This window comes from Paenibacillus dendrobii (assembly GCF_009807035.1).
GTDB lineage: Bacteria > Bacillota > Bacilli > Paenibacillales > Paenibacillaceae > Paenibacillus_AQ > Paenibacillus_AQ dendrobii.
In genome coordinates, this window is sequence record NZ_WUBI01000006.1 from 110029 (window position 1) to 131483 (window position 21455).

General features: G+C 41.8%; 17 protein-coding genes. 14 read left to right on the forward strand and 3 right to left on the reverse strand.

The genetic code is table 11. The annotated features are described in order from the left end of the window. The first annotated feature begins 441 nt into the window (after positions 1-441). From GRF59_RS26430 to GRF59_RS26460, 7 genes are all read left to right on the forward strand, one after another. The gene (locus GRF59_RS26430; protein ID WP_160500718.1) at positions 442-1902 is read left to right on the forward strand and encodes an ATP-binding protein; all 1461 of its coding nucleotides are present in this window, start codon (positions 442-444) and stop codon (positions 1900-1902) included. After that, positions 1903-4638, forward strand: coding sequence for a Z1 domain-containing protein (locus GRF59_RS26435; protein WP_160500719.1), 2736 nt, complete (start codon positions 1903-1905; stop codon positions 4636-4638). It abuts the gene before it with no gap. Further along, a complete protein-coding gene (locus GRF59_RS26440; protein ID WP_237392070.1) occupies positions 4628-5563 on the forward strand; it encodes a PD-(D/E)XK motif protein in 936 nt (311 codons plus the stop codon). Before GRF59_RS26435 ends, GRF59_RS26440 begins: the two co-directional genes overlap by 11 nt. A gap of 19 nt (positions 5564-5582) precedes the next feature. Next, a complete protein-coding gene (locus GRF59_RS26445; protein WP_160500720.1) occupies positions 5583-7661 on the forward strand; it encodes an AIPR family protein in 2079 nt (692 codons plus the stop codon). Positions 7662-7677: 16 nt separating this feature from the next. Further along, positions 7678-9369: a DNA cytosine methyltransferase gene (locus GRF59_RS26450; RefSeq protein ID WP_160500721.1), complete on the forward strand. Its 1692-nt coding sequence runs from the start codon at positions 7678-7680 to the stop codon at positions 9367-9369. Then, the gene (locus GRF59_RS26455) at positions 9296-9709 is read left to right on the forward strand and encodes a very short patch repair endonuclease (RefSeq protein WP_160500722.1); all 414 of its coding nucleotides are present in this window, start codon (positions 9296-9298) and stop codon (positions 9707-9709) included. The genes GRF59_RS26450 and GRF59_RS26455 overlap by 74 nt, the downstream gene beginning before the upstream one ends. A gap of 608 nt (positions 9710-10317) precedes the next feature. Further along, the gene (locus GRF59_RS26460; protein ID WP_160500723.1) at positions 10318-11997 is read left to right on the forward strand and encodes a hypothetical protein; all 1680 of its coding nucleotides are present in this window, start codon (positions 10318-10320) and stop codon (positions 11995-11997) included. A 748-nt stretch (positions 11998-12745) separates the two neighbouring features. Here the strand turns inward: GRF59_RS26460 and GRF59_RS26465 are convergent. Continuing rightward, positions 12746-13093: a helix-turn-helix domain-containing protein gene (locus tag GRF59_RS26465; RefSeq protein ID WP_160500724.1), complete on the reverse strand. Its 348-nt coding sequence runs from the start codon at positions 13091-13093 to the stop codon at positions 12746-12748. A 265-nt stretch (positions 13094-13358) separates the two neighbouring features. Between GRF59_RS26465 and GRF59_RS26470 the strand changes: the two genes are divergently transcribed. From GRF59_RS26470 to GRF59_RS26485, 5 genes are all read left to right on the forward strand, one after another. Continuing rightward, positions 13359-13850 (forward strand): hypothetical protein, encoded by a 492-nt coding sequence (locus GRF59_RS26470; RefSeq protein ID WP_160500725.1) that lies wholly within the window; start codon positions 13359-13361, stop codon positions 13848-13850. A 50-nt stretch (positions 13851-13900) separates the two neighbouring features. Next, entirely contained in the window at positions 13901-14086 is a 186-nt protein-coding gene (locus tag GRF59_RS29535; protein WP_202128912.1) for a hypothetical protein, read from the forward strand. 569 nt (positions 14087-14655) lie between these two features. Further along, complete coding sequence (locus tag GRF59_RS26475; RefSeq protein WP_160500726.1) at positions 14656-15255, forward strand: YdeI/OmpD-associated family protein; 600 nt, start codon at positions 14656-14658, stop codon at positions 15253-15255. A gap of 148 nt (positions 15256-15403) precedes the next feature. After that, entirely contained in the window at positions 15404-15943 is a 540-nt protein-coding gene (locus tag GRF59_RS26480) for a GNAT family N-acetyltransferase (RefSeq protein ID WP_160500727.1), read from the forward strand. A gap of 340 nt (positions 15944-16283) precedes the next feature. Next, positions 16284-17468 carry an alanyl-tRNA editing protein gene (locus GRF59_RS26485; protein ID WP_160500728.1) on the forward strand — a complete coding sequence of 395 codons (1185 nt, stop codon included), beginning with the start codon at positions 16284-16286 and terminating at the stop codon, positions 17466-17468. 557 nt (positions 17469-18025) lie between these two features. On the opposite strand, the gene GRF59_RS26490 is transcribed toward GRF59_RS26485, so the two are convergent. Beyond that, the gene (locus GRF59_RS26490) at positions 18026-18259 is read right to left on the reverse strand and encodes a hypothetical protein (protein WP_160500729.1); all 234 of its coding nucleotides are present in this window, start codon (positions 18257-18259) and stop codon (positions 18026-18028) included. Between the two features lie 36 nt (positions 18260-18295). Continuing rightward, positions 18296-18886: a hypothetical protein gene (locus tag GRF59_RS26495; protein ID WP_160500730.1), complete on the reverse strand. Its 591-nt coding sequence runs from the start codon at positions 18884-18886 to the stop codon at positions 18296-18298. Positions 18887-19482: 596 nt separating this feature from the next. On the opposite strand from GRF59_RS26495, the gene GRF59_RS26500 reads away from it, so the two are divergent. After that, on the forward strand, positions 19483-20562 hold the full coding sequence (locus GRF59_RS26500) for a Gfo/Idh/MocA family protein (RefSeq protein ID WP_160500731.1): 1080 nt from the start codon (positions 19483-19485) through the stop codon (positions 20560-20562). Then, positions 20559-21404: a Gfo/Idh/MocA family oxidoreductase gene (locus tag GRF59_RS26505; RefSeq protein WP_160500732.1), complete on the forward strand. Its 846-nt coding sequence runs from the start codon at positions 20559-20561 to the stop codon at positions 21402-21404. Before GRF59_RS26500 ends, GRF59_RS26505 begins: the two co-directional genes overlap by 4 nt. Positions 21405-21455 lie beyond the last annotated feature (51 nt).

Genomic DNA, 21455 nt, shown 5'->3' on the forward strand with positions numbered 1-21455 from the left:
AAAGAGTGCTTATTTTAAGCTGCATTTTATGGAAACGTGGTCAATTCGCTAATGAACAGTCCGAAGGAGCAGCCGTGGTGTATTTACCATGTGTATTTTTGGAAAGGAGTGTGTGGAAAGGGTTCTTAGCGACAAAAGAAGAGGAAAGGAAGCCAGCTCCGACCGATCGCCGCGCCTTGCCCGATCTTGGACAAATGCGGCGGCTACCAATTGTAGCATATGGACTATGCTGCAACCGGAGCTGCGGCGTGGGGTAAGGTCCAAAAAAAAAGCTTTTCTCTCAATGAGATTATGCAAGGATCTGAGGCCTATAAATCAAAATCAACAGAAGAAAATTTGGAGTAGTAACTAAGTATAAGGTATTCCGAAAAAGGAATATGGGAAATTTTGTCGAATCCCTAGAGGGAGGTGTGTATTACGTCTAGGAAAGGGGAACTACGTGTGGAGGTCATTTCTATACCACCATATGCACCAGTTCTTATGGAGGCAACCCGAGCAATTGGCTATTCAGTAGAAACTGCAGTATCTGACATTATTGATAATAGCATTACTGCAAATGCCACACAAATAGACATTATGTTCTTCCCCGTTGAAGAACCTTATATTGCAATACTGGATAATGGTAATGGGATGGATAAAGACGAATTAACAAATGCGATGAGATATGGCAGCAAAAATCCATTGGATGATCGTGCAACAGGTGACTTGGGCAGATTTGGACTAGGATTGAAGACTGCATCTATGTCCCAGTGCAGAAGACTTACCGTTATTAGTAAAAAAGAGGGCCAGGTATCTGCGGCACAGTGGGATTTGGATTTTATTCAATCAACAAATGACTGGTCACTGAAAATATTTAGCTTAGAGGATATAACAGATATTCCTCATGTTGAAGGATTACATGAGAATGAGTCAGGGACCTTGGTAGTCTGGCAAGCATTAGACCGACTAAGCGTGGCAGAAATCAACTTCGATAAATCAATGGGTAAATACATGGATCAGGTTCGGGGGCACTTATCACTTGTATTTCATCGGTATCTTGCCGGGAGAGAGACTGGAATCAAAAAGGTTGAAATCTGGATTAACAAGGTGAAAATTAAACCGATAGATCCTTTTTTAGTCGATCGAAGCACACAAGTTATGGATGACGAGAGTATTTTAATTGAAGGACATAAAGTTATGATAAGGCCATATACCTTACCTCATATTTCTCAACTTTCCGAAATGGAATTAAACATGCTTGGTGGAAAAGATGGCCTTAGAAGACTGCAAGGATTTTATGTGTACCGCAATAAAAGACTTCTTGTTTGGGGTACGTGGTTTCGTTTGATGCGTCAAGGAGATTTATCAAAGCTCTCTCGTGTTCGTGTTGACATTCCTAACTCTCTTGATTATCTGTGGACGCTGGACATTAAAAAATCAATTGCAGTACCTCCCGAGGTTGTACGTAAAAATTTGTCTGGAATTATTGGGAAAATTTCCGAAAGTAGTGCAAGAACTTGGACATACAGAGGTAGGAAGGAAACTGACGATTCTCAAATTCATATATGGGATAGGGTGAAAACCCGAGAAGGAGGATTAATCTATAAGATCAACCGAGATTATCCTCTGATTGAAGTGCTAAATTCAAGTACGACCATAGAAAAGCAATTATTAGAGAAACTTTTGATTCAAATCGAGAAAGGGTTGCCCTTAAACCAGTTATACATTGATCTGACAAATGATCGGCGAATTTTAAATGAGAGTGAAACATCCAGGAGTGAAATGTTGGTACTTTTGGAGCAACTTTTATCTGTATGTAGAAATACACAGGAAAAAGAAGAGATGTTGAAGAGGTTGGAAAACACAGAGCCATTTAATCAATATCCGCAATTAATAATTCAATTAGTTCAGGAGGCTGAATAAATGTTGAGTCAAGTTGCCCAAATGCTGGAGCGATTCATTTCAGTTGCAATTAATACCAAGTATCCAGATGCTCCGCCAAGTGAAGATGAATTCATAGCGGAAGCCATGGGTTTACGCGAAGCTTTTCCTATAGCAGACAAAGAATTCGATCAAATTATGAAGAATTTAAAGGCGGCTTTGGTTATACAAATGGATGTCGGAGTGTATATTTCAAATAAAAATAGCGATCATCAATCATGGCTTCCAGGTCGCAGGGCAGAAATCGACTTTTATTACTGGAACAGGTTTAAACGATATTTGGAGGATGTAAAGGGATGGAACACTGGAGTGACAGCCACCTTAGAGACAGTATCTAATGAAATTGTAGACCAATTTGGAGATCCCCAAAGCAAGAAACCATGGCAGAGAAGAGGATTAGTACTCGGGGATGTTCAATCCGGTAAGACGGTTAACTATACTGCTATCTGCAATAAAGCAGCAGATACCGGATATAAGGTAATTATTGTTTTAGCTGGTATGATGGAAAATCTGCGTATGCAAACTCAGAAGCGGTTGGATAAAGAATTTGCAGGCAGATTGAGCAAAGATTTATTACGGTTGAAGGGGAAGCAGGAAGTAAAGAATGTCTTTGATGGTGTAGGAAAAATTGATTCATCAAAGCGAATATCTGCCTTTACATCTGTGCTGTATGATTTTAATACAAGCATTCTGAACAGCAACGATCTGACTTTGAGAAATATAAGTGAACCTGCCTTATTTGTTGTGAAGAAGAATAAATCAGTGCTTAAAAATTTAGAAAGCTGGCTTTTTACCAATAATGCAGATAGTTCTGGAAAAATAGATCTGCCCCTACTTCTTATTGACGATGAAGCTGATAATGCATCTGTAAACACAAAAAAGGAAGAAGAAGATCCTACAGCGATTAATGCGGCAATACGTTCAATATTAAATCGTTTTTATCAAGCCACATATGTAGGCGTTACAGCTACACCATTTGCCAATATTTTTATTAATCCTGAAAATGATGACGACATGGTAGGCGATGATCTATTTCCAAAAGACTTTATTTATTTGTTAGCTCCTCCTACAAATTATATCGGTGCTAATGCTATGTTTGGCGATGATGGCACCTATGAAAAAAATATAGAAGAGACAGATACTGATGAAATTGAAATGTTTTTTCCATTTAAGCACAAGAAGGATCTTGTTGTTGATGAACTACCGCCAAGTTTATATGAAGCAATGGGTTATTTCTTGTTAATTAATGCAATAAGAGATGTTCGTGGAGATATTAAGGATCATCGCTCTATGCTTGTTAACGTAAGCCGATTTACTGATGTCCAAGTGAGAATACGTGAGAAAATAATAGTCTGGCTGGAACAAGTTAAATCTGATGTGCATAATTATGGTGCCCTTGATGAGGTACAGACTATGAAAATAAAGTCGTTAAGGATGTTAAATCAAATTTGGGAAAAGTATCACCTGAAAGAGAAATCAAGAGTATCATGGGGAGATATGATTTCCATGTATTTACATAAGGCGATCTCTCCAGTTGAGATTCGAGCGGTTAACCAGAAAACGGGATCCGCCAGCTTAAATTATGATGCTTATGAGGATAATGGCTTACGTGTTATTACAGTTGGGGGAAACAGCCTGTCAAGAGGTTTGACACTCGAAGGTCTTTGTACTAGTTATTTTTATCGCAATTCTCAAATGTACGATACTCTTTTGCAAATGGCGAGATGGTTCGGCTATCGCCCTAATTACAGCGATTTGTTCAAAGTGTGGATGTCTTCCGATGCAATTGATTGGTATGGACATATTACCGCAGCAGCCAATGAGTTGAAAGATGAAATTAGCAGAATGAATAATTATAATCTTACACCGAAGGATTTCGGTCTTAGAGTAAGAAAACATCCTGAATCACTTATTGTTACAGCTAGAAATAAAATGAGAACAGCGACGGAGGTTAGTAGACCAATCTCTGTAACTGGAAAATTGCTGGAAACGCCACGATTAAAATCCAAGCCTGATGTTCTTGCAGCGAACGAGCGTGCCTTTAAGTTATTTGTGGCGAGTTTGGACACAGCAGGCTCAAGACGTGGCGTAGAACAATCAGGGCTTATGTGGAGCGGAATTCACAAAGATCTTATTGTAGAATTGCTTTACAGTTTTGAGACTCATCCTTGGCATATGTCATTTCAAGGAAAGGCTCTGGCTGAGTATATTGAAAAGAATTCAGGACTGGCTGAATGGGATGTGTTTATTCCTTTCGGCTCTGATTCAGATGATTTCGTACTTGAAGGTGCTAATGGGAGCATCAAAATAAAAAGGGAAAAACGTTATGTTGAAGAAGCAAATGGAATGATTAAGGTTATGGGCACTAAGGTTAGGGTGGGATCTGGAGGTTGTACAAAGGCAGGGCTTACTAAAGGTGAGATCAAGGAGGCTGAGGAGAGATTTAGAAAACTTAATCCAGGTAAAGTAAATAATATTCCTGATAGTGCATATCTCATAGGGGATCGAAAACCTATATTAATGTTGCATGTATTGAAAAGTACTGGTAAGAAGGATGCTCCAATCAATAATATCAAGATCCCTGAAACATTGTATGCTATTGGGGTTGGATTTCCTGGGAACGGTTATATAAAAACAGCAAATTACGTTGTGAATATGGTGGATATAAGCAATTGGATGGACGTAGATGATGAAGAGGATGATAATGATGTTGACTAATGAGCAACTTCTTGATAAGTGGAACGGCATTGTTCAATACACCAAGTCGTATGTAAGGATAGATGGCACTCATCCCCTGGATTGGCACATTGGCTATGAAGATATCAGTCAGAAATCTCTTTTGATAGTTTGCAGCTACGAACCCAAAATTCTCCCATCGTCCAAGTCAATTTTATCTTCAGTCGGACGCCGCGGCGATGGGAAGTGGACAATAACTTTTTGTTTAGTTCGTCAAGAAAATGAACAAGTGTTCATTCGATTGTGTTGCGATTTAATTGAATCATCAAGGAGCCAATGCGACTCAGTGCTAGGAATTGAATTTGTTGAAAAGCGGTATATGCAATGGTCAAAACTAATGGAGCAGCAAAACAGCGGCTTATTGGGTGATTCAGAAAGAAAAGGGCTTCTGGGGGAATTAATTCACTTGCATAATTGCATTTTAAATGGAATTCCTATGCATGAAGCAGTTGAGAGTTGGATGGGGCCCGAAGGAGCGGATCAGGATTTCGTTTTTTCGACTACCTGGCATGAAGTGAAGGCAACTGGAATTGGGTCAAAAACCATAACGATTTCTTCACTGGAACAATTAAAAGCACCAATCCCTGGAGAGCTTGTAATATACTTTATTGATAAAATTGCTCCTAACTCTTCTAGTTCTTTTACTTTGTTGAGCAAAGCGGATGATATTCGAGAAGTTTTAAAAAGCAATCCACCAACGTTTGATCTATTCAACGACAAGCTATTGCGAAATGGATTTATAGATTCATTAGAATATAAAGAATACTGGTATAGAATAGGCGGAAACCAGAGCTATAGAGTAGATGATAGTTTTCCTAAATTAATTAACACCAACGTTCCGCCTCAAGTCGTATCAGCAAGCTATAATATTAGTATTTCAGCAATTGAGGACTGGAGAATTCAATGATTAAATTTGGAGGTGCCATATGGATTTGCAGGATTTTAGAAAAGAATTTCTGGAGGATGTTCGTTCAACTTCTGCAGTCTATGGCGAGGGTTCAAGTGCGGCCTTTATTGGAATTGTTTCAAACTACCTTGTAAATGCTGAAGTGCTCCCGGATTTTGAAGCCTCGTTCTATTTAGGCTCAGGAATGCGTAACCGAAAGTTGAGAATTGATGGGTACGCACTGGATGAGTTTGATTATACTATGAACCTTATTGTGGCGGACTATCTGGGTGACGATGCTGAGAGGACGCTTACTCGGTCTGAAGCAGAGCAAATATTTCAGTGGCCGCTTCGGTTCGTTGAAGAGACTTTCAATAATAAATTGGGTGGTAAAATAGAGATAAGTAGTTCAGCAGCAGATTTAGTTGATATATTGAGAACTAATAAGGAACGTATTCGGAAGTATCGTGTTCTGCTGTTTACTGATGGATTAATGAGTGGCCGAATTGAAAGCTTCCCGGTGAAAGAGTTCGAGGGAGTAAGCGTGGAATTTCAGATCTGGGATGTTGAGCGACTGTATAAGATGTTTTTGGCAGAGTCTGGCCGTGAAAGTGTTGAGATTAACTTTACACAGTATACAGCTAACGGGATTCCTTGTCTTGATGCGGGCAATTTTGGAGACAAATCCTATCGTTCTTTTTTATGTGTAATTCCTGGTTCAGTGGTAGCTGATATATATGATTATTTTGGCTCGCAATTACTTGAGGGCAATGTGCGGTCATTTTTGAGCACTAAAGTGGCAGTAAACAAAAAGATACGAGAGACAATTCTTACTTCTCCTAAAATGTTTTTTGCTTTTAATAATGGAATTGCCGCTACCGCAGTGGATGTAGTAGTAGTAGAAAAACCTGAGGGGAAGTTTATTACCTTCGTTAGGGATTTTCAAATTATTAATGGAGGACAAACAACAGCTTCGCTATCAAGTGCACGTTATAAAGACAAGGCTAATCTTGATGGGATTAGTGTACAAATGAAACTGACTGAAATTAATGCAGAGCCTGATGAAACCCACAATTTAATGCAGAAAATTTCAAAGTCATCGAATAGCCAAAATAAAGTCAGCGATGCAGACTTTTTTTCAACGCATCCCTTTCATATACGTATGGAACAGATCTCACGAAGGCTGTTTGCTCCAGCAACGGGGGGATCTCAGCACGATACTCGCTGGTTTTATGAACGGGCAAGAGGACAGTATCTGCAAACTCAAATTCGTATGACTAAGGCCGAACGCAATCGGTTTCTTACGCAAAATCCTAAGCATCAGCTTATTACTAAGACGGACCTGGCAAAAGCTCGCAATACGTGGCGAGAGTTGCCTCATGTTGTCAGCAAAGGGGCTCAGTCTAATTTTAGAGAGTTCGCTGAATGGATTGATGATGAATGGCAACTATCAGAGGATTATTTCAATGAAAAGTTTTTTCAAGAGTCGATCGCTCTCTACATTCTATTCAAACACGTTGAGAAGCTGGTTACTCATCAATCATGGTACGAGCATGGATATCGTGCCAACATTGTAACTTACTCAATTGCACTGCTGGTACATTTGCTTAAAACTCAATGCTCGACCTACGTCTTGGATTTGCAAATTATTTGGAATAAACAAGAAGTGCCAAGTGTTCTTACAAGCCAATTAAATAAGCTAGCCAAAGCAGTACTAGACTCCATAACCGATTCCTCACGGGCTGTTGCTAATGTGACACAGTGGTGTAAAAGAGAAGCTTGTTGGAATAAGGTGAAAAGTTTAAACATTACTCTTGATACAGAAATAGAATCAGTGCTCATTGCTTCAGGAGATGAAAAGACAGAAGTTCGCAGAGCCCGTAAAGATCAGAAAATTGTTAGCGGCATTGAGGCACAGACAAGAGTGGTCAACTATGGGGCAGATTATTGGAAAAGAATGTACTCGTTTATTCTTGAGAAGCAAATACCTTATCACACAGAGGCAGATGCTTTAAAAATAGCTTGCAATATGCCCGCGAAGCTGCCAAACTCAATACATAGCCAGAAGTTGCTTTCTTTGCTTGAAAGGGTTATCATTGAAGGTTGGAAGAACGCTTGAAAAGAGGTGGAACAACGTGTATAGACTATTAGATTTATTTGCAGGTGCGGGCGGCATGAGTCTGGGTTTTATGCAGACAGAAAGATTTGATATTGCTGTTGCGGTTGAGAAAAATGATTATGCAAAAGCAACATATGAACGCAATCATGAGAATACAGAAGTACTAAGTGATATCTTGGATATAACGGACTACGACTCTTTCAAGCGTTCATATGGAGAATTTGATGTAATTGTTGGGGGCCCTCCTTGCCAAGGGTTTTCAAATGCAAATCGTCAACGAAATCATATTATTAGCCAAAATAATAGTCTGGTTAAGAAGTATGTTGAAGTGATTCTCAAACTGAAGCCGAAAGCTTTTGTGATGGAGAATGTTCGGATGCTTAAGTCGGATATTCACCGTTTTTATTGTACACATAGTGATGGGGTTGAGTTTGAGCAACTGGGAATAGTCACCCGCAACGAAACAATTTGTCTTTTAGATACCGAGTGCCCCGTGGGCGATATCTATGAGTATTTGTTTAATCCTGCTATTTTAAATGAACTGATTTTGCCTGACAAGGTGTTTTATGCATTAAGAATGTTGCATAAAAACTCCCGGAAGGAAGAGACAAGGGAGAAGGCTCTGAGCAAAGGCAAACAATGTATCAAGCATATCTCAGTACTGCCTCAAAGAAGCCCAGCTATTTCAAGACAGTATATTAATTTTGAGCAAGCTTCGCTTAATGCATTTATTAGATATGCTGGAGAGGAAATAGAATTTGAAGATGCGGAACATGAGATTTTGAGTTATCTGAATGTTCAACGTCTGATGATGCATGCAAAAGAACTATTGGATAATAATATAGCTGTACGCAACTTAAAGGTAGATCAAAGAGGCGTGTATGTAGATGCTAACTCATACTCAGTTATTGATTACATTGGTAAAAGGCTGGGGCAGTTGTATCAAATAGATGATGGTGTGCTTAATGCTGCATGGTTTGGGGTGCCGCAGCTTCGTGAAAGATATATTGCTATTGGGTTGAGAAAAGACTTGCATCTTCAACCGGAATTGCCTGTAAAAGTCTATAAAGAAGCAGAATATTTAACTGTATTTGATGCGATTCAGGATTTGGAGCAGATACATCCAGTTTTTAACACAGAGGATGATCCCATTCCGCTAAATAATGAATTTGAAGCAACGGAGCTTACGCGGCTACTACGCAATTCGGTCATGTTAAGCAATCACGTAGCTACGGAAACAAGAGAGACTGCCCAAAAACGTTTTGAAGCTTTGGGTCAAGGGCAGAACTTCCATGATCTTGATCGCAGTTTAATCGAGAATACGTATACTCGACCAGAAAGAACACAAAATTCAATCTATTTAAGACTTGAATATGGCAAGCCTTCTGGAACAGTTACAAATGTACGCAAATCAATGTGGATTCATCCAACGATTCCAAGGGCAATAAGTATACGAGAAGCAGCCAGACTGCAATCCTTTCCTGATGACTATGTATTTGTAGGGACAAAGGATTCGCAATACCAGCAAGTTGGAAATGCAGTACCGCCAATCATGGGGAGGGCTATCGCTGCTAAACTTGCAGAAATGCTCGATTTGTGTAGAGGGCTATCCAACATGCAGGGAGGACTTGCTGATGGTGGACACATTGACAACAGAAGAACGCAGCAAGATGATGTCCAAAATAAAGTCGAAGAACACTGCTCCTGAAATGATTGTCAGGAGGTATCTGCACAACAAAGGTTTCCGCTACAGACTGCATGATAAGAAACTACCGGGAAAGCCCGATCTTATTTTGCCAAAGTATAAGGCAGTTATCTTTATACATGGATGCTTCTGGCATGGCCATGAAGGTTGCAAGTACTTCCGTATCCCTAAATCAAATACAGATTACTGGGTTAAAAAAATCGATGGAAACTTATTAAGGGATCAAGAAAAACAACAGTTGCTTAGGGATATGGGCTGGAAAGTTAGCGTGGTTTGGGAGTGCGAATTGAAGCGGAATCCGGAGTATAGGTGTCTTAAATTAATTGAGCAAATTACCACCTAGTTTCTGGCTGAAGTTTTTTTGTTTGAATGGGTTCCTTTGATCGCGCCGCTCTGATCGCCATAGACTGTCTCAACCATGGGACCCAGGTCGAAGATCTGCAAACAGTAATAAAATTTATCCGACGATTCTCGAAAACATCAAACTCTCAAAGACGATGGTGCAACATCTTCGGGGGGGGGGGGAGGACAGGTGTACAACGCACTCTTCTCTTTGCACCGTATTCTATTTACCTCATCATCGGCTGTAAGCGGATTTTTCATTTTCGCAAGCTAGAACAGAACACGCTACTGAGTCATTTCCCGGGTGGACGCTACCAACATCATAGCTTGATGTATAGTATCTCGAAAGATGTGGGCGGTCGTTTCCCGAGCTAGCGATAGAATTGCGACGCTCCATCAAGGGAAAATCCACCGAAGCTTTTTCGGATTATAGGAGAAATTCGTTCTTGCTATTCGGATATATGTCGTAGTCTTCACCTAAAAGGCGCTCGCTCTCTTTGGGTAATGCTGTTCCGACGAACAACATTCAACCAGAGATTGGGCCTTTTTATGCTTCTTGAGAGTTGTACTTTCGAAGGTTTGCTTTTTTTATTTATGAAGGATGATTCTATGGAAATTACAACAATAATAAAAAAAATTAGAGATCATGCATTAAACAGAGTAGAAAAGTTTATATCAGGACTCTCAGTAAGAGAACAACAATTATTTATCAATGAAGTGGTTCGGTACTGTGATCAAATTTATGACTCGGTACTTCATAAAAGTCATAGAAACAGTGATAAAGATCTTAATTTTATTGATTTTTCTCTTCCAATAGCATTTCGTTACCTGTATAAAGATTATAATAAAGTTGAAGGGTGCCCAATAACACCTTCAACAACGCAATCTATCCATAGCGTTAAGGCATTCTTGGATATTTGTTTTAAAGCAGGAACCATGGAAAATTACGAAGAACTGCTTCGTTTCGGAATATTGAAATATGAGCTTATTACAGAAAAAAATGCACGTCTATCTTATGTGAATACGCATTATTCAATTGAAAGATATGAAAAAACAAAAACTGTGAAATACTCTCATGCAATGCTGAATTCTTTGGAGGATGAGTACATTAAAGGATTTAGTCAACTTCCAAAGATCATTAAAAAGATGGAGAAATTAGTATATACATGGAACTACAATTTTATTGGTTATGATGCTGACCCTGAAGTAGACCTTTTCTTCATTCGCAATGCACAGTTGGACTTTGTTCAAGCAACAGAATGGGACGGATTTGAATACACCTCTAAATTTGGAGATATTGAGTATCATTTTTTTCTAGACGCACTCATTGCTATTGAATCAATATGTTTAAAGCACTTGCAATTTGTTGAGATAGCAACAAAAAAAGATCCTAATCTGAAAAAAGTTAATATACTACCGCTTGTTGTAGATTACGATGTTTTCTTGGATTCTCTGACCTTTATTTTAGGAGTTTCTAAAGAAATAAGCGAGAATATATTTGACATGTTTATATATGATGAGACAAAAAAGGAATACTACGGCCATATAGGTACTCCAGTTCCTTTATTCACTAGGATATCTTCTACACAGTTGTTGCGTTCATTTACCGGCTGCATTTATAAGCCAATAGATTTTATGTTGTCTGAGATAAAAAGACAATATTCAAAAGATTGGGATCGCAACACTAGAGGAAGAGAGCAATTATTTAGAAACGAGCTTTATAAGTGCTTTGACAGCAAACGTTTCATTACATTTAATAGAAGTATAGATATTTTCGAAAATGGGAGAATTATTACGGATATTGATGCATGTATTTTTGATAAAGAGACAGGGGATATTGCTTTTATTCAACTAAAATGGCAGGATTTAATATATGAATCAACACGATCCTTTATAAGTAAAAGAAAGAATTATATAGAGAAGTCACAAAAATGGGTCAACGATATTGAACAATGGGTTAATGCAGTTTCAGAAAAACGGATAGCCGATTTTCTGCATCTAAGTCCACAACTTATAAACAAGGATAAAATTAAACTTTTTGTTATTGGTAGACACAATGGGAATTATTCTGGAGATGAAAAGCCACATAGTAACACGGCTTGGTGCCAATGGTACAATCTGCTTGAATTAATTGGGGCATTCGCAAGTGAAAGTATTACAATAACAAAACTTTTTGATTTAATTCAAAAGGAAAGTCCTTATAATCAAAAAAATGAATTAAAAACTTCAGTAATAAGATATGGAAACTATACTGTCGAAATGGTTGCACCGCCGTATAATCAGGCTTAAAAGTGAGACATAACACCAAAATATAGTAAGTAAGAGAATAGAAAGAGAAACTAGATATTACGACAGAGGACTAACCCGAATACGTTCGATATCCGTGATGCTTTTTTAGCACTTTGTGCCATTCCAGATTTTTTAAATCAGTATCCTTTAGTTGTTAACGGTTTAATAATCACAACCGAGTGTTGTATCGACTGATTAAGGGATGAGGTATCAGGGGTTTGCCGTAAGAGGCCCTAACCAGAAGTGAGTCACTGATATCACGTACATTGCCTTTAAACAAAGCTTTCTGTACGTGTCCGAGATTTATGATCTGTATAACAATGAAGTTATAGCTTTTGAGCTAGCGAACGAAATGATCTAAAGCTAGTTCTAGATACGTTTGATAAGGCCACGTCCGTAAGAAAACAAAGAATCTGTTGCCGTAGAGCGACCAGGGTTTTCAATACACCCTCAATCTTTACCATAATCTGCTCACCAAGAGAAACCTCGAGATGGGGTACTGCTTGGACATCGCTTGATTGAAGGGCTTTCGTCTCACCTTGAAAGCGAATGTATTCAATTCGAGAAATTCAAAACATATGAGTAGCTATTAAGTATGATTATAATACTGCCGCTTCTACAACCACGAACAATTTCAGACTAAATTAAACAGCCTTAGTCCGGTTAGCACCGAACTAGGGCTGTATTTCGATTCTCTTTTTTACTTGAGTCTATATGACAGAGATAACCTCAAAACCGATCGGCTGTATTAACCATTTTCATCAATCCGTCGAAAAATCTCAATCAACACATTCTTCACCATCTCTACATCCTTTGGATCACGTTCTCTCAGCAATGAGACAACTTCTTTCAAAGTCGATTCCTCAGGCAGTTCTTCCTGTTCCTTCAAATATGTAAAAAGCTCATAAACTCCAACGTCTAAAGCATTAGCAATCTTCCCCAAGTTTTTCATGGAAACATTACGTTCGGCTCGTTCAACAAAACCTATATAACTTATATTAAAGCCAGCCTTCTCTGCCAAGGCTTCTTGAGACAATCCCCTTAATTTACGAAGATCCCTAATACGTGTTCCGACTAATTTTAGATTATCTGACATCGTTACACCTCTCTTTATTAGAAGTGTAGGGAATGTTTTGATTTGTAATAACGTATAGATAATAAGTTATTTGTATTTATTACTACTATATAGTAATATTATGTATATATTTTATGCGTAAATTAGATATTTATTCATCTATTGTTTTCTAAGACTCTGACTGTGATACATCTACTTCTAATGCATTTGCAATTTTGGCACGGTCAATAAAAGCGAAACAATCGCATTTAGGAATCGCCAATTACCGCAATAGGAGCTGAAGCATGTGAATCATTCAAATTCCATCAACGAATGTAGAGATACCAAGGATAATTTGTTAATTATTCAGGACCGAAGCCGGATTCAAACCAAAGGCATGATCAAGATGCAGCATCTTGCCCAGATCCACATGAACTCAGCAGTCCGGATGATGCATCCGACCTCTGCTCATGTATGTATCTTGTTTAGTGACCGTGCTTTGGAGTACATGCTCAAGGCACTCTATATGAAGGAGAATAACTGCATGTTTCCCCCGGCTTCGTTTACGCTTCAGGATGTCGTCCAGCTAACGATGCAGGAATCCGTCCCGGATTTGGATAGGGTGATGTTTATGCATATCATTCATTTTCTGGCCAATTGCAATGATGGTTCCTTTCTTCGGCAGATTCACACCTCGCAGCTTCAGACGCTGCTGAAACGAGTGGACGATGTACTGCTCCACCTGTCAGGCAAAGTGGCATCCCATCCTTCCGAGTCGTACCGTTCTATTTTTCAGTAATAAAAATGTAAGCTAGTCAGTGAAGCCATGCAAGAGGGAGTCGCGTCTGCGTGTTTGATTTTAGGGACAGCAGCGTTTTTGATAGGGCCATCGAAATAGCAGAGCTCAAATCAGAGACGGAAGAGGATCTGCAAAAATGGCGGGAAACAAGACGTGCGGGTGCTGTTAAGGTGCAGCTGGATCATGAGCAGGTGGATTTGGCGAAGCGGGTGTTCGGAATCCGTAGAGGGCAGTAGGTGGGTCGACGGTTGGACATTGGACAAAATATATCATTATTAATGATTCTCTTTTCATAGAATGCTATAATTTGGATGGTACATACACACCTTGAGTGGGCGCATTCCTCCTTGTGAAGGGGGTGATGCGATGAACATTTCGTTCGGTGAGGCGATAACCTTCGGGATCTTCTTGTTGGCTTTGCTGACTTACATCGATAAACGAAAGTAACCCACTCTTAAGGTTCGCGCCTAAGTGGGTTACTTCCTGGTCTTACTGATCTTGGAGGAGAAATTCCCGCTCAAGATGTTTGTGCCGGGGAGCAGCAGGGCGGCTGCTCCTTATTTCTATTCTTATCTTAACATACCCATTTTTAGTCCTCAATAACGATGATCGCGAAATCCACCACAGAATCTCCAGCGCCAGAAGCCACTTGTCGGATCGTTTTAAGGAGGATAAAGTCTTGATGAATCGAATGATACCCAATGGAGAGTCATCTCTACCATCCGTATCATATAACGATTTTCTGTAAACAAATATGAATATATGCCTAAGCCACCTGCGAGAATAACAATTAAGGGGAACGAACATGACAAATGAAAATAAAATGAATCCTAAGGTAGATGCATTTGTAGGTAGAGCCACCAAGTGGCTGGAAGAAATGGAGACATTGAGAGCGATCCTGCTGGACTGTCCGTTGACCGAAGAATTGAAGTGGGGGAAACCTTGTTACACTTATGAGGGTAGAAACATCGTGATCATCCAAGGATTCAAAGAATACTTTGCGCTTCTATTCTTCAAAGGTTATTTGCTGCAAGACCCCCATGGCATTCTAGTCAAAACCGGGGAGAATACGAAGGTAGGTCGCCAGATTCGGTTTACTGATACCCAAGAAATCACCCGGCTGGAACCCATCTTGAAAGCCTATATTGCTGAAGCCATTGAAGTGGAAAAATCCGGTTTGAAAGTGGATGTTATTCAGGATACAGAGCTCGACATTCCTGAAGAATTTCAAAATAAGTTAGATGAAAATCCTGCCTTGAAAGCTGCTTTTGAAGCTTTGACGCCGGGACGGCAAAGAGCGTACGTGTTTTATTTTACTGCACCGAAACAATCCAAAACCCGGGCGTCCAGAGTTGAAAAATATGTGCAGCAAATTCTCGATGGAAAAGGGTTAAATGATCGGTAAATTGGCTTGAGTAACAACGGACTCCAACTTTAGTTTTTGAGAATAGATTTTACATGAAGCAAATGCAGATTTTAAACAATCCCCCAAGTCCTTTTATATACTTAATTTGCTTGATATGGCGAATCAAAAGGACTGGGTGGTTGATGAAATGTTAAAACAACGTGATTTGCACGAATGCCATTCTCTGTATCACTTCATGATGGATCCGGTGGTTTCTTCTTATGTTCGTTATCCATGCCAATCTTATGAGGAATATGTATTCGTAACCCAACAGTTGATCGCTGAGGAAGAGCTGGGGACATGTATCTCCAGAACCATTCTTAACGAGGTGGGACATCCCATCGGTACGATTGATCTCTACAATATTGTGCAACAGACAGGTTTCCTGGCCACATGGATTGGAACCCCTTATTTTGGAAAAGGGTATAATCAACGAGCGAAGGAAGCTTTTTTGGCTGAACTGTTTCTTGAACATGATATCGAAACGATTTATTTGAAAATCCGAACCCAAAATATTCGCTCGAAGAAAGCAGTCGAAAAACTACCGTATGTCCAATTAGCCAATGCACGAAACGAGCAGGTCTATCAATCGATTAATCATACGCAGCAGATCTACGATTTGTATTGCGTGGAGCGGTCAAGCTTTGTGGAAAGCAGTGTAGGGATGCAGCATGGGATTGCAACGTAATCAATGGTGCAGGTCCAGCCTAAGATAAAGTCTATCTAAGATGAGTCTGCCGTCGACATCTGGAGATAATGATTCATATGGAAAAGTGAAATAAATCTATCAGGTATGAACCCATGGTACGGAAAACTGTGCTGTTAAATAAAATGAACTAAAGTTGTACCTTGCTTCTCCTTGATTGCATCCGGAATACAGGTGAAGTGCTTGCCCGTTCTTTCGTTCATTTGATACAGATCGCTGCAGGCGGTCTTTTTTATTTTTAAGGAGGATTTGGCGCTTCGCCACCGTTTTATAGTAAGCTGATATTATGTGAATTTAACCTGGGAACAGTGAGGACATGAAGATGACGAAGAAACTATATTACGAATCTGCTTATATCCGGGAGTGGGAGACACGAATCACGCGCAAAGTGGAGCGGGAGGACGGAACCTATGTGGTCCTGGAGGAGACGGCCTTTTATCCGCATGGCGGAGGGCAGCCCTGTGACATGGGATGGATCGATAAAATTCCGGTTCTGGATGTCGTACAGGAGGACGGGGAGATCCTGCATAAAGTCGAGCATTTCCCCGAGAAGGAAGAGGTCGGCTGCCGCTTGGATTGGGGGAGAAGGTTCGACCATATGCAGCATCACAGCGGACAGCATCTGCTATCGGCCATGTGTCTGGAGGCATTCCAGGCAGAGACGCTCAGTTTTCACCTGGGTGAAGATTACGCGACCATTGATATCGCCCGGTCTGATCTGCCGCAGCACGAGCTGATGATGCTGGAGCTCGAGGTCAATGACCAGATTTACCTGAACCGTAAGGTGACGAATTATTTCGTGAGCCGGGAACAGGCGGACGAACTGTCGCTGGTGAAGCAGCCGAAGGTAACCGAAGATATCCGGATCGTAGAGATCGAAGGGATCGAATATAACGCCTGCGGCGGGACGCATGTCTCCGCAACGGGTGAGATCGGTATGATCAAACTGCTGAGAGCGGAGAAGCAGAAGGGGCATATGCGTATTTATTTTAAATGCGGCTATCGTGCACTCAGAGAATTTAATGCCGGCATGGAGATTCTCGGCAGCTTGTCCACGAGGTTCAAGACCGCCAAGGAAGAGATACCGGACCGGATTGCGAGATGGGATCAGGAGCAAAAGCAGCTCCAGGCTGAATTGATTGCCGTGAAGGCGGAGAATGACGCATATCTGGCTGAAAAGCTGTTGGCAGACCGTCAGGGAAGCCTGATCAAGTACACCTTTGCGGACAAGCCGCTGAAGGATATGCAAAATCTGGCGGCCAAACTCACCGACCACGCTGACGTTATCGTACTCTTCGTATCTGGCGCGGATCATAAGGTACTTCTTGCCCGAGGGGGAGAAAACGAACTCGCTTGCGGTGCGTTCTTCAAGCAGCATCTGAACGGATATGGCGGGAAAGGCGGAGGCAGCGATAAGTTGGCACAGGCCGGTTTTGCCAACGGAGAGGATGCCATGGCGTTTTATCTTTTTGCGGCACAGACCTTATCGCCGATTGAAGAGGAATAAGTGGTACGCTTTTTGCGGATGAATTGTTGTGCATGAATGTGGATTTCATAAATTTGGGGCTCAGCCTACCGTGGATGGATGCTGAGCCCCAATATGTATCCGACTTTTTATATTAAAGTACTTCTCATGGCCCATCTGTCATTTTATGCGGGGGATCTCTTCACGTATCCGATCTACCGCTGAAGGTGGGCCATGCCATCGCTGATGCAAACAGGAGCACTGACAGAGACATGGTGGGTGCAGTGATTGGGCGAAGAAAGTATTGGGGATTCGAGGCTAAGACTAATTTTAAAAATGGAAAATGTTATAGCGTCATGGCGAAAAGTCTTAAATCGGAATTGCAACAAATCGCAAGTGCAATCATAGCTCTGACTTTTTATCTTATGTTCCCCTAGTGGCTTTGGAGTATTTTTGTAGGTGTTTTCATTTTCGGACTTATGGTTGCTCAGTGGATTGGATGTGCATGGACAAAAAAAAGGCGAGCTCAATAGAAATTCATTATATAGATATAAAAGAAAAATCCGAGCCGTTATTAGCTCGGATCTTTTTAGAATGCCTTAGAAATTAAGATCTGGTTTCTCTAAATGCTCTCCAGTTCTTGCGTCAATGATAAATGGGGTTTCTTCGTATGTCTGTTTATAGATTTTTACAGCCTCTTCTCTAGAAGGGGGGGTTAGCACGTCAGGATTGCTAATGGAACCAATCTTTCCGTTAGATGCAGCTAATGCTACAGAACCTGTTGCAATCACAGAAATCACAGCTGTCAAAATAACAATTGCTTTCTTTTTCATGGAAAATCACCTCTGTCTTTATTTTATGTCAATAAGTTACGGATTTAATACTTCTCCACTACCAGTGATTCTACCATCTAAAGTACCTGTACTCCAAGTTTGTTGCGGTTTCGTCATTCTAAAACTAAGTGTGGCTCCTATTGGAACGCCAGTCCAATCAGCGTGTCTCCACCCACCTGTTAAAAATCGATAAGTACCTTGTGATACACCATTTGCATACAATGTAATATCATAATATCTCTGGCTAGGGTCAAGGATTTTAGGGAAATCATTTGTAACCCAGTCATAATTAGCAGTAATACGGACTGTAGTACTGTTTCCATTCTTCATATCACTTGCCGAGGATACCGAAGCATCAAAGGTTGAACTAAAATAGTAAGGGAGCGCGACAGCGGCTAGAGTACTTATACCATCTGTTCCATTCCCGTTATTTGCTATCTTTATAAAAGGTGTTTCCGCGTAGGTCTCTGATTGAATATCTTGTGCTGCCTGAATTGATTGCGGTTCTTTGAACTCGACTGTCCGATCATTCTGTGGGGTAACAGTAGAATCCGAAGCCGCAAAAGATGTTGACGAAAATCCTAGAACGATAACGAGAGAAAGAATGCTGGAAAGAATTTTTTTCATATAAACCCTCCTAACTAATAATTAAATGAAAAAAAACATGGCCTCCTTTATCATTTTTTGACTTACAATGTATAAACACCGTGAATTCCAAAAAAGTTACATAAATTATTAATAATAGAAAAATGAATTAGTAATCTAGAGGCAACGAATTTGGGCGTAAATAGTCAACTTGATGAGGTGTTCCAACAATGAAATCTGTATGAATGCTGGAAGCCGAGCTAGAAAGCAAGTAAGCCTGTCGGTTCCCTGCATAGCCAAAAGAACAGGCAAAATCGTAGGGGCAGAACCTGATCCAGTTGGCATACCCCTGCATCTCCCCGCATATTTTTTATAAATCGTACCAGCTTGTTCCATTCCCCTTCAAGCAACCACTCAGCTCCAAAAAATACGATGACCCAAGTTTCAATAAACGATTTTCACAACAAAATAAAGCGCTTACATGATATTATGTCAGTAGTTGGCCGCAACGATGGACGAATGAATTGCCGTCGGCTGGATAAACAATGGCATTCTTTCTCGAACCGCGTTCTCGGCCAAAATACTTTATGCCATCCGGAGCTGCCTGTCCGGGTGCAAACCATCGGAGGGAAGAAGTTATGAGCAAAACGATTGTAGCCGTGATCGGCTGTGGGACGATTGCCAATCATGCGCATATCCCGTCTTATATTGCTAACGAGGAGACCGAGATCAAGTATTTCTGCGACATTCGCAAGGAGCGGGCCGAGAAAGCGGTAGAGGAGTATGGATGCGGTACGGCAGTGGAGGATTACCGTGTCATTCTGGAGGACCCGGACGTGGTGGCGGTGTCGATCTGTACGCCGAACAACGTCCATGCTTCGATCGCGATCGAGTGCATGCGCGCGGGCAAGCATGTGCTGTGCGAGAAGCCTGTGGCCAGAACGTACAAGGAAGCACTGGAGATGCAGAAGGTACAGCATGAAACCGGCAAGACGCTGAACATCGGCGTTGTGAACCGCTTCAATAAAGGCGTTAACATCATCAAGGGAATGATCGAAAGTGGAGAGCTTGGTGAACTGTACCATGTCGTGGTCAGCTTCCGGGCGCATCGCTCGATCCCCGGACTTGGCGGAGACTTTACGACCAAGGCGGTTGCCGGCGGCGGGGCGCTCATTGACTGGGGCGTCCATTACCTGGATATTGTCATGTTCTGCACGGGCGATCCGCAGCCGAAGACCGTGACGGGACAGGCGTATTCCAAGCTTGGCAAAGACATGGAGAATTATGCATATCTGAAAATGTGGGCGGGTCCACCTAATTATGAAGGCAGCTATGATGTAGATGATTTTGTGACGGCCATGATTCGGACGGAAGGACCGTCGATCTCGGTCAATGGCGCTTGGGCGCAAAACATCGGCGTGGAAGAAACATACATTGATTTCCTCGGGGACAAAGCGGGCATTCGCCTTCAGTATGGCAAGGAGTTTACGCTGTACTCGGCGAAACACGGCGCGTTGATCGAAAGCACGCCAAGCTATTCGAATACCAATGCCTATCAAGAGGAGATTGACGGTTTCATCGCGGGTATTCATTCGGGGGAAAAGCTGCCGTCGCACATTGATACGGTGATCCTGACCGCACAAATGATTGAGGCCATTTACCAATCGTCTGAAGAAGGCCGCGAGATTTCCCTGTTGAAGCAGGAAGCGCAGGCATGAAGAAAATCGGCTTTATCGATTACTATCTGGATGAATGGCATGCCAATCAATACCCCGGATGGATTCGAAATGCCACAGGCGGCGAGATGGAAGTCGCCTTTGCGTATGCCATAAAGGATGCCGAGCACGGGCTGAGCAATCGGGAATGGTGCGCGAAGCATGGCGTGACGTGGTGTGAAACGGTGGAAGACGTGATCGCTGAGAGCGATGTTCTGATCGTGCTGTCGCCCGACAACCCAGAGCAGCACGAGATGCTGGCCGAGCTGCCGCTGGCATCGGGGAAGCCGACCTACATCGATAAGACGTTTGCCCCGGACCGGGCAGCGGCATTGCGTTTATTCGAGCGAGCCGCGAAGTATCAGACCCCGCTCTATTCCTCATCCGCGCTGCGGTATGCCGCGGAATATGAGGAAGTTGAACGTGCAGGGATCAAGGTCATCTCAAGCTTAGGACCGGGTTCGTTTGAAAATTACTCGATTCATCAGATCGAGCCGATCATTGCCCTGATGGGTACGGACGCGAAGCGCGTTATGTTCGTCGGCACGGAGGCTGCGCCAGCCCTTCTGATCGAGTTCGGGGGTGGACGGCAGGCAACGATCCAGCAGCCGGGACACGGCTGTCCGTTCATGATGGCCGTCAACTACGACTCGGGAGCCTGCCGCGTCGTGCAGCCGGCATCGGATTACTTCCAGAGCTTCATACGTGATCTGGTGGCGTTTTTCGAGACTGGCCAAGTGACCGTGCCCTCAGCCGAGACGATTACCACGATGACGATCATCGAAAACGGACTTATCGCCGCCAAGCAGCCTTATCAGTGGATGGAGCTGCCGGAGAGTGGATAAGAGGCCATAATCGCCTGGGAGTTGATGAGAATACCATCGGATGCCGATATA

Bases quoted from the DNA above. Each gene is read 5' to 3' on its own strand.
- GRF59_RS26435 (WP_160500719.1), top strand. From the start codon at position 1,903: ATGTTGAGTCAAGTTGCCCAAATGCTGGAGCGATTCATTTCAGTTGCA.
- GRF59_RS26440 (WP_237392070.1), top strand. From the start codon at position 4,628: ATGTTGACTAATGAGCAACTTCTTGATAAGTGGAACGGCATTGTTCAA.
- GRF59_RS26445 (WP_160500720.1), top strand. From the start codon at position 5,583: ATGGATTTGCAGGATTTTAGAAAAGAATTTCTGGAGGATGTTCGTTCA.
- GRF59_RS26455 (WP_160500722.1), top strand. From the start codon at position 9,296: ATGGTGGACACATTGACAACAGAAGAACGCAGCAAGATGATGTCCAAA.
- GRF59_RS26460 (WP_160500723.1), top strand. From the start codon at position 10,318: ATGGAAATTACAACAATAATAAAAAAAATTAGAGATCATGCATTAAAC.
- GRF59_RS26465 (WP_160500724.1), bottom strand. From the start codon at position 13,093: ATGTCAGATAATCTAAAATTAGTCGGAACACGTATTAGGGATCTTCGT.
- GRF59_RS26475 (WP_160500726.1), top strand. From the start codon at position 14,656: ATGACAAATGAAAATAAAATGAATCCTAAGGTAGATGCATTTGTAGGT.
- GRF59_RS26480 (WP_160500727.1), top strand. From the start codon at position 15,404: ATGTTAAAACAACGTGATTTGCACGAATGCCATTCTCTGTATCACTTC.
- GRF59_RS26485 (WP_160500728.1), top strand. From the start codon at position 16,284: ATGACGAAGAAACTATATTACGAATCTGCTTATATCCGGGAGTGGGAG.
- GRF59_RS26490 (WP_160500729.1), bottom strand. From the start codon at position 18,259: ATGAAAAAGAAAGCAATTGTTATTTTGACAGCTGTGATTTCTGTGATT.
- GRF59_RS26495 (WP_160500730.1), bottom strand. From the start codon at position 18,886: ATGAAAAAAATTCTTTCCAGCATTCTTTCTCTCGTTATCGTTCTAGGA.
- GRF59_RS26500 (WP_160500731.1), top strand. From the start codon at position 19,483: ATGAGCAAAACGATTGTAGCCGTGATCGGCTGTGGGACGATTGCCAAT.
- GRF59_RS26505 (WP_160500732.1), top strand. From the start codon at position 20,559: ATGAAGAAAATCGGCTTTATCGATTACTATCTGGATGAATGGCATGCC.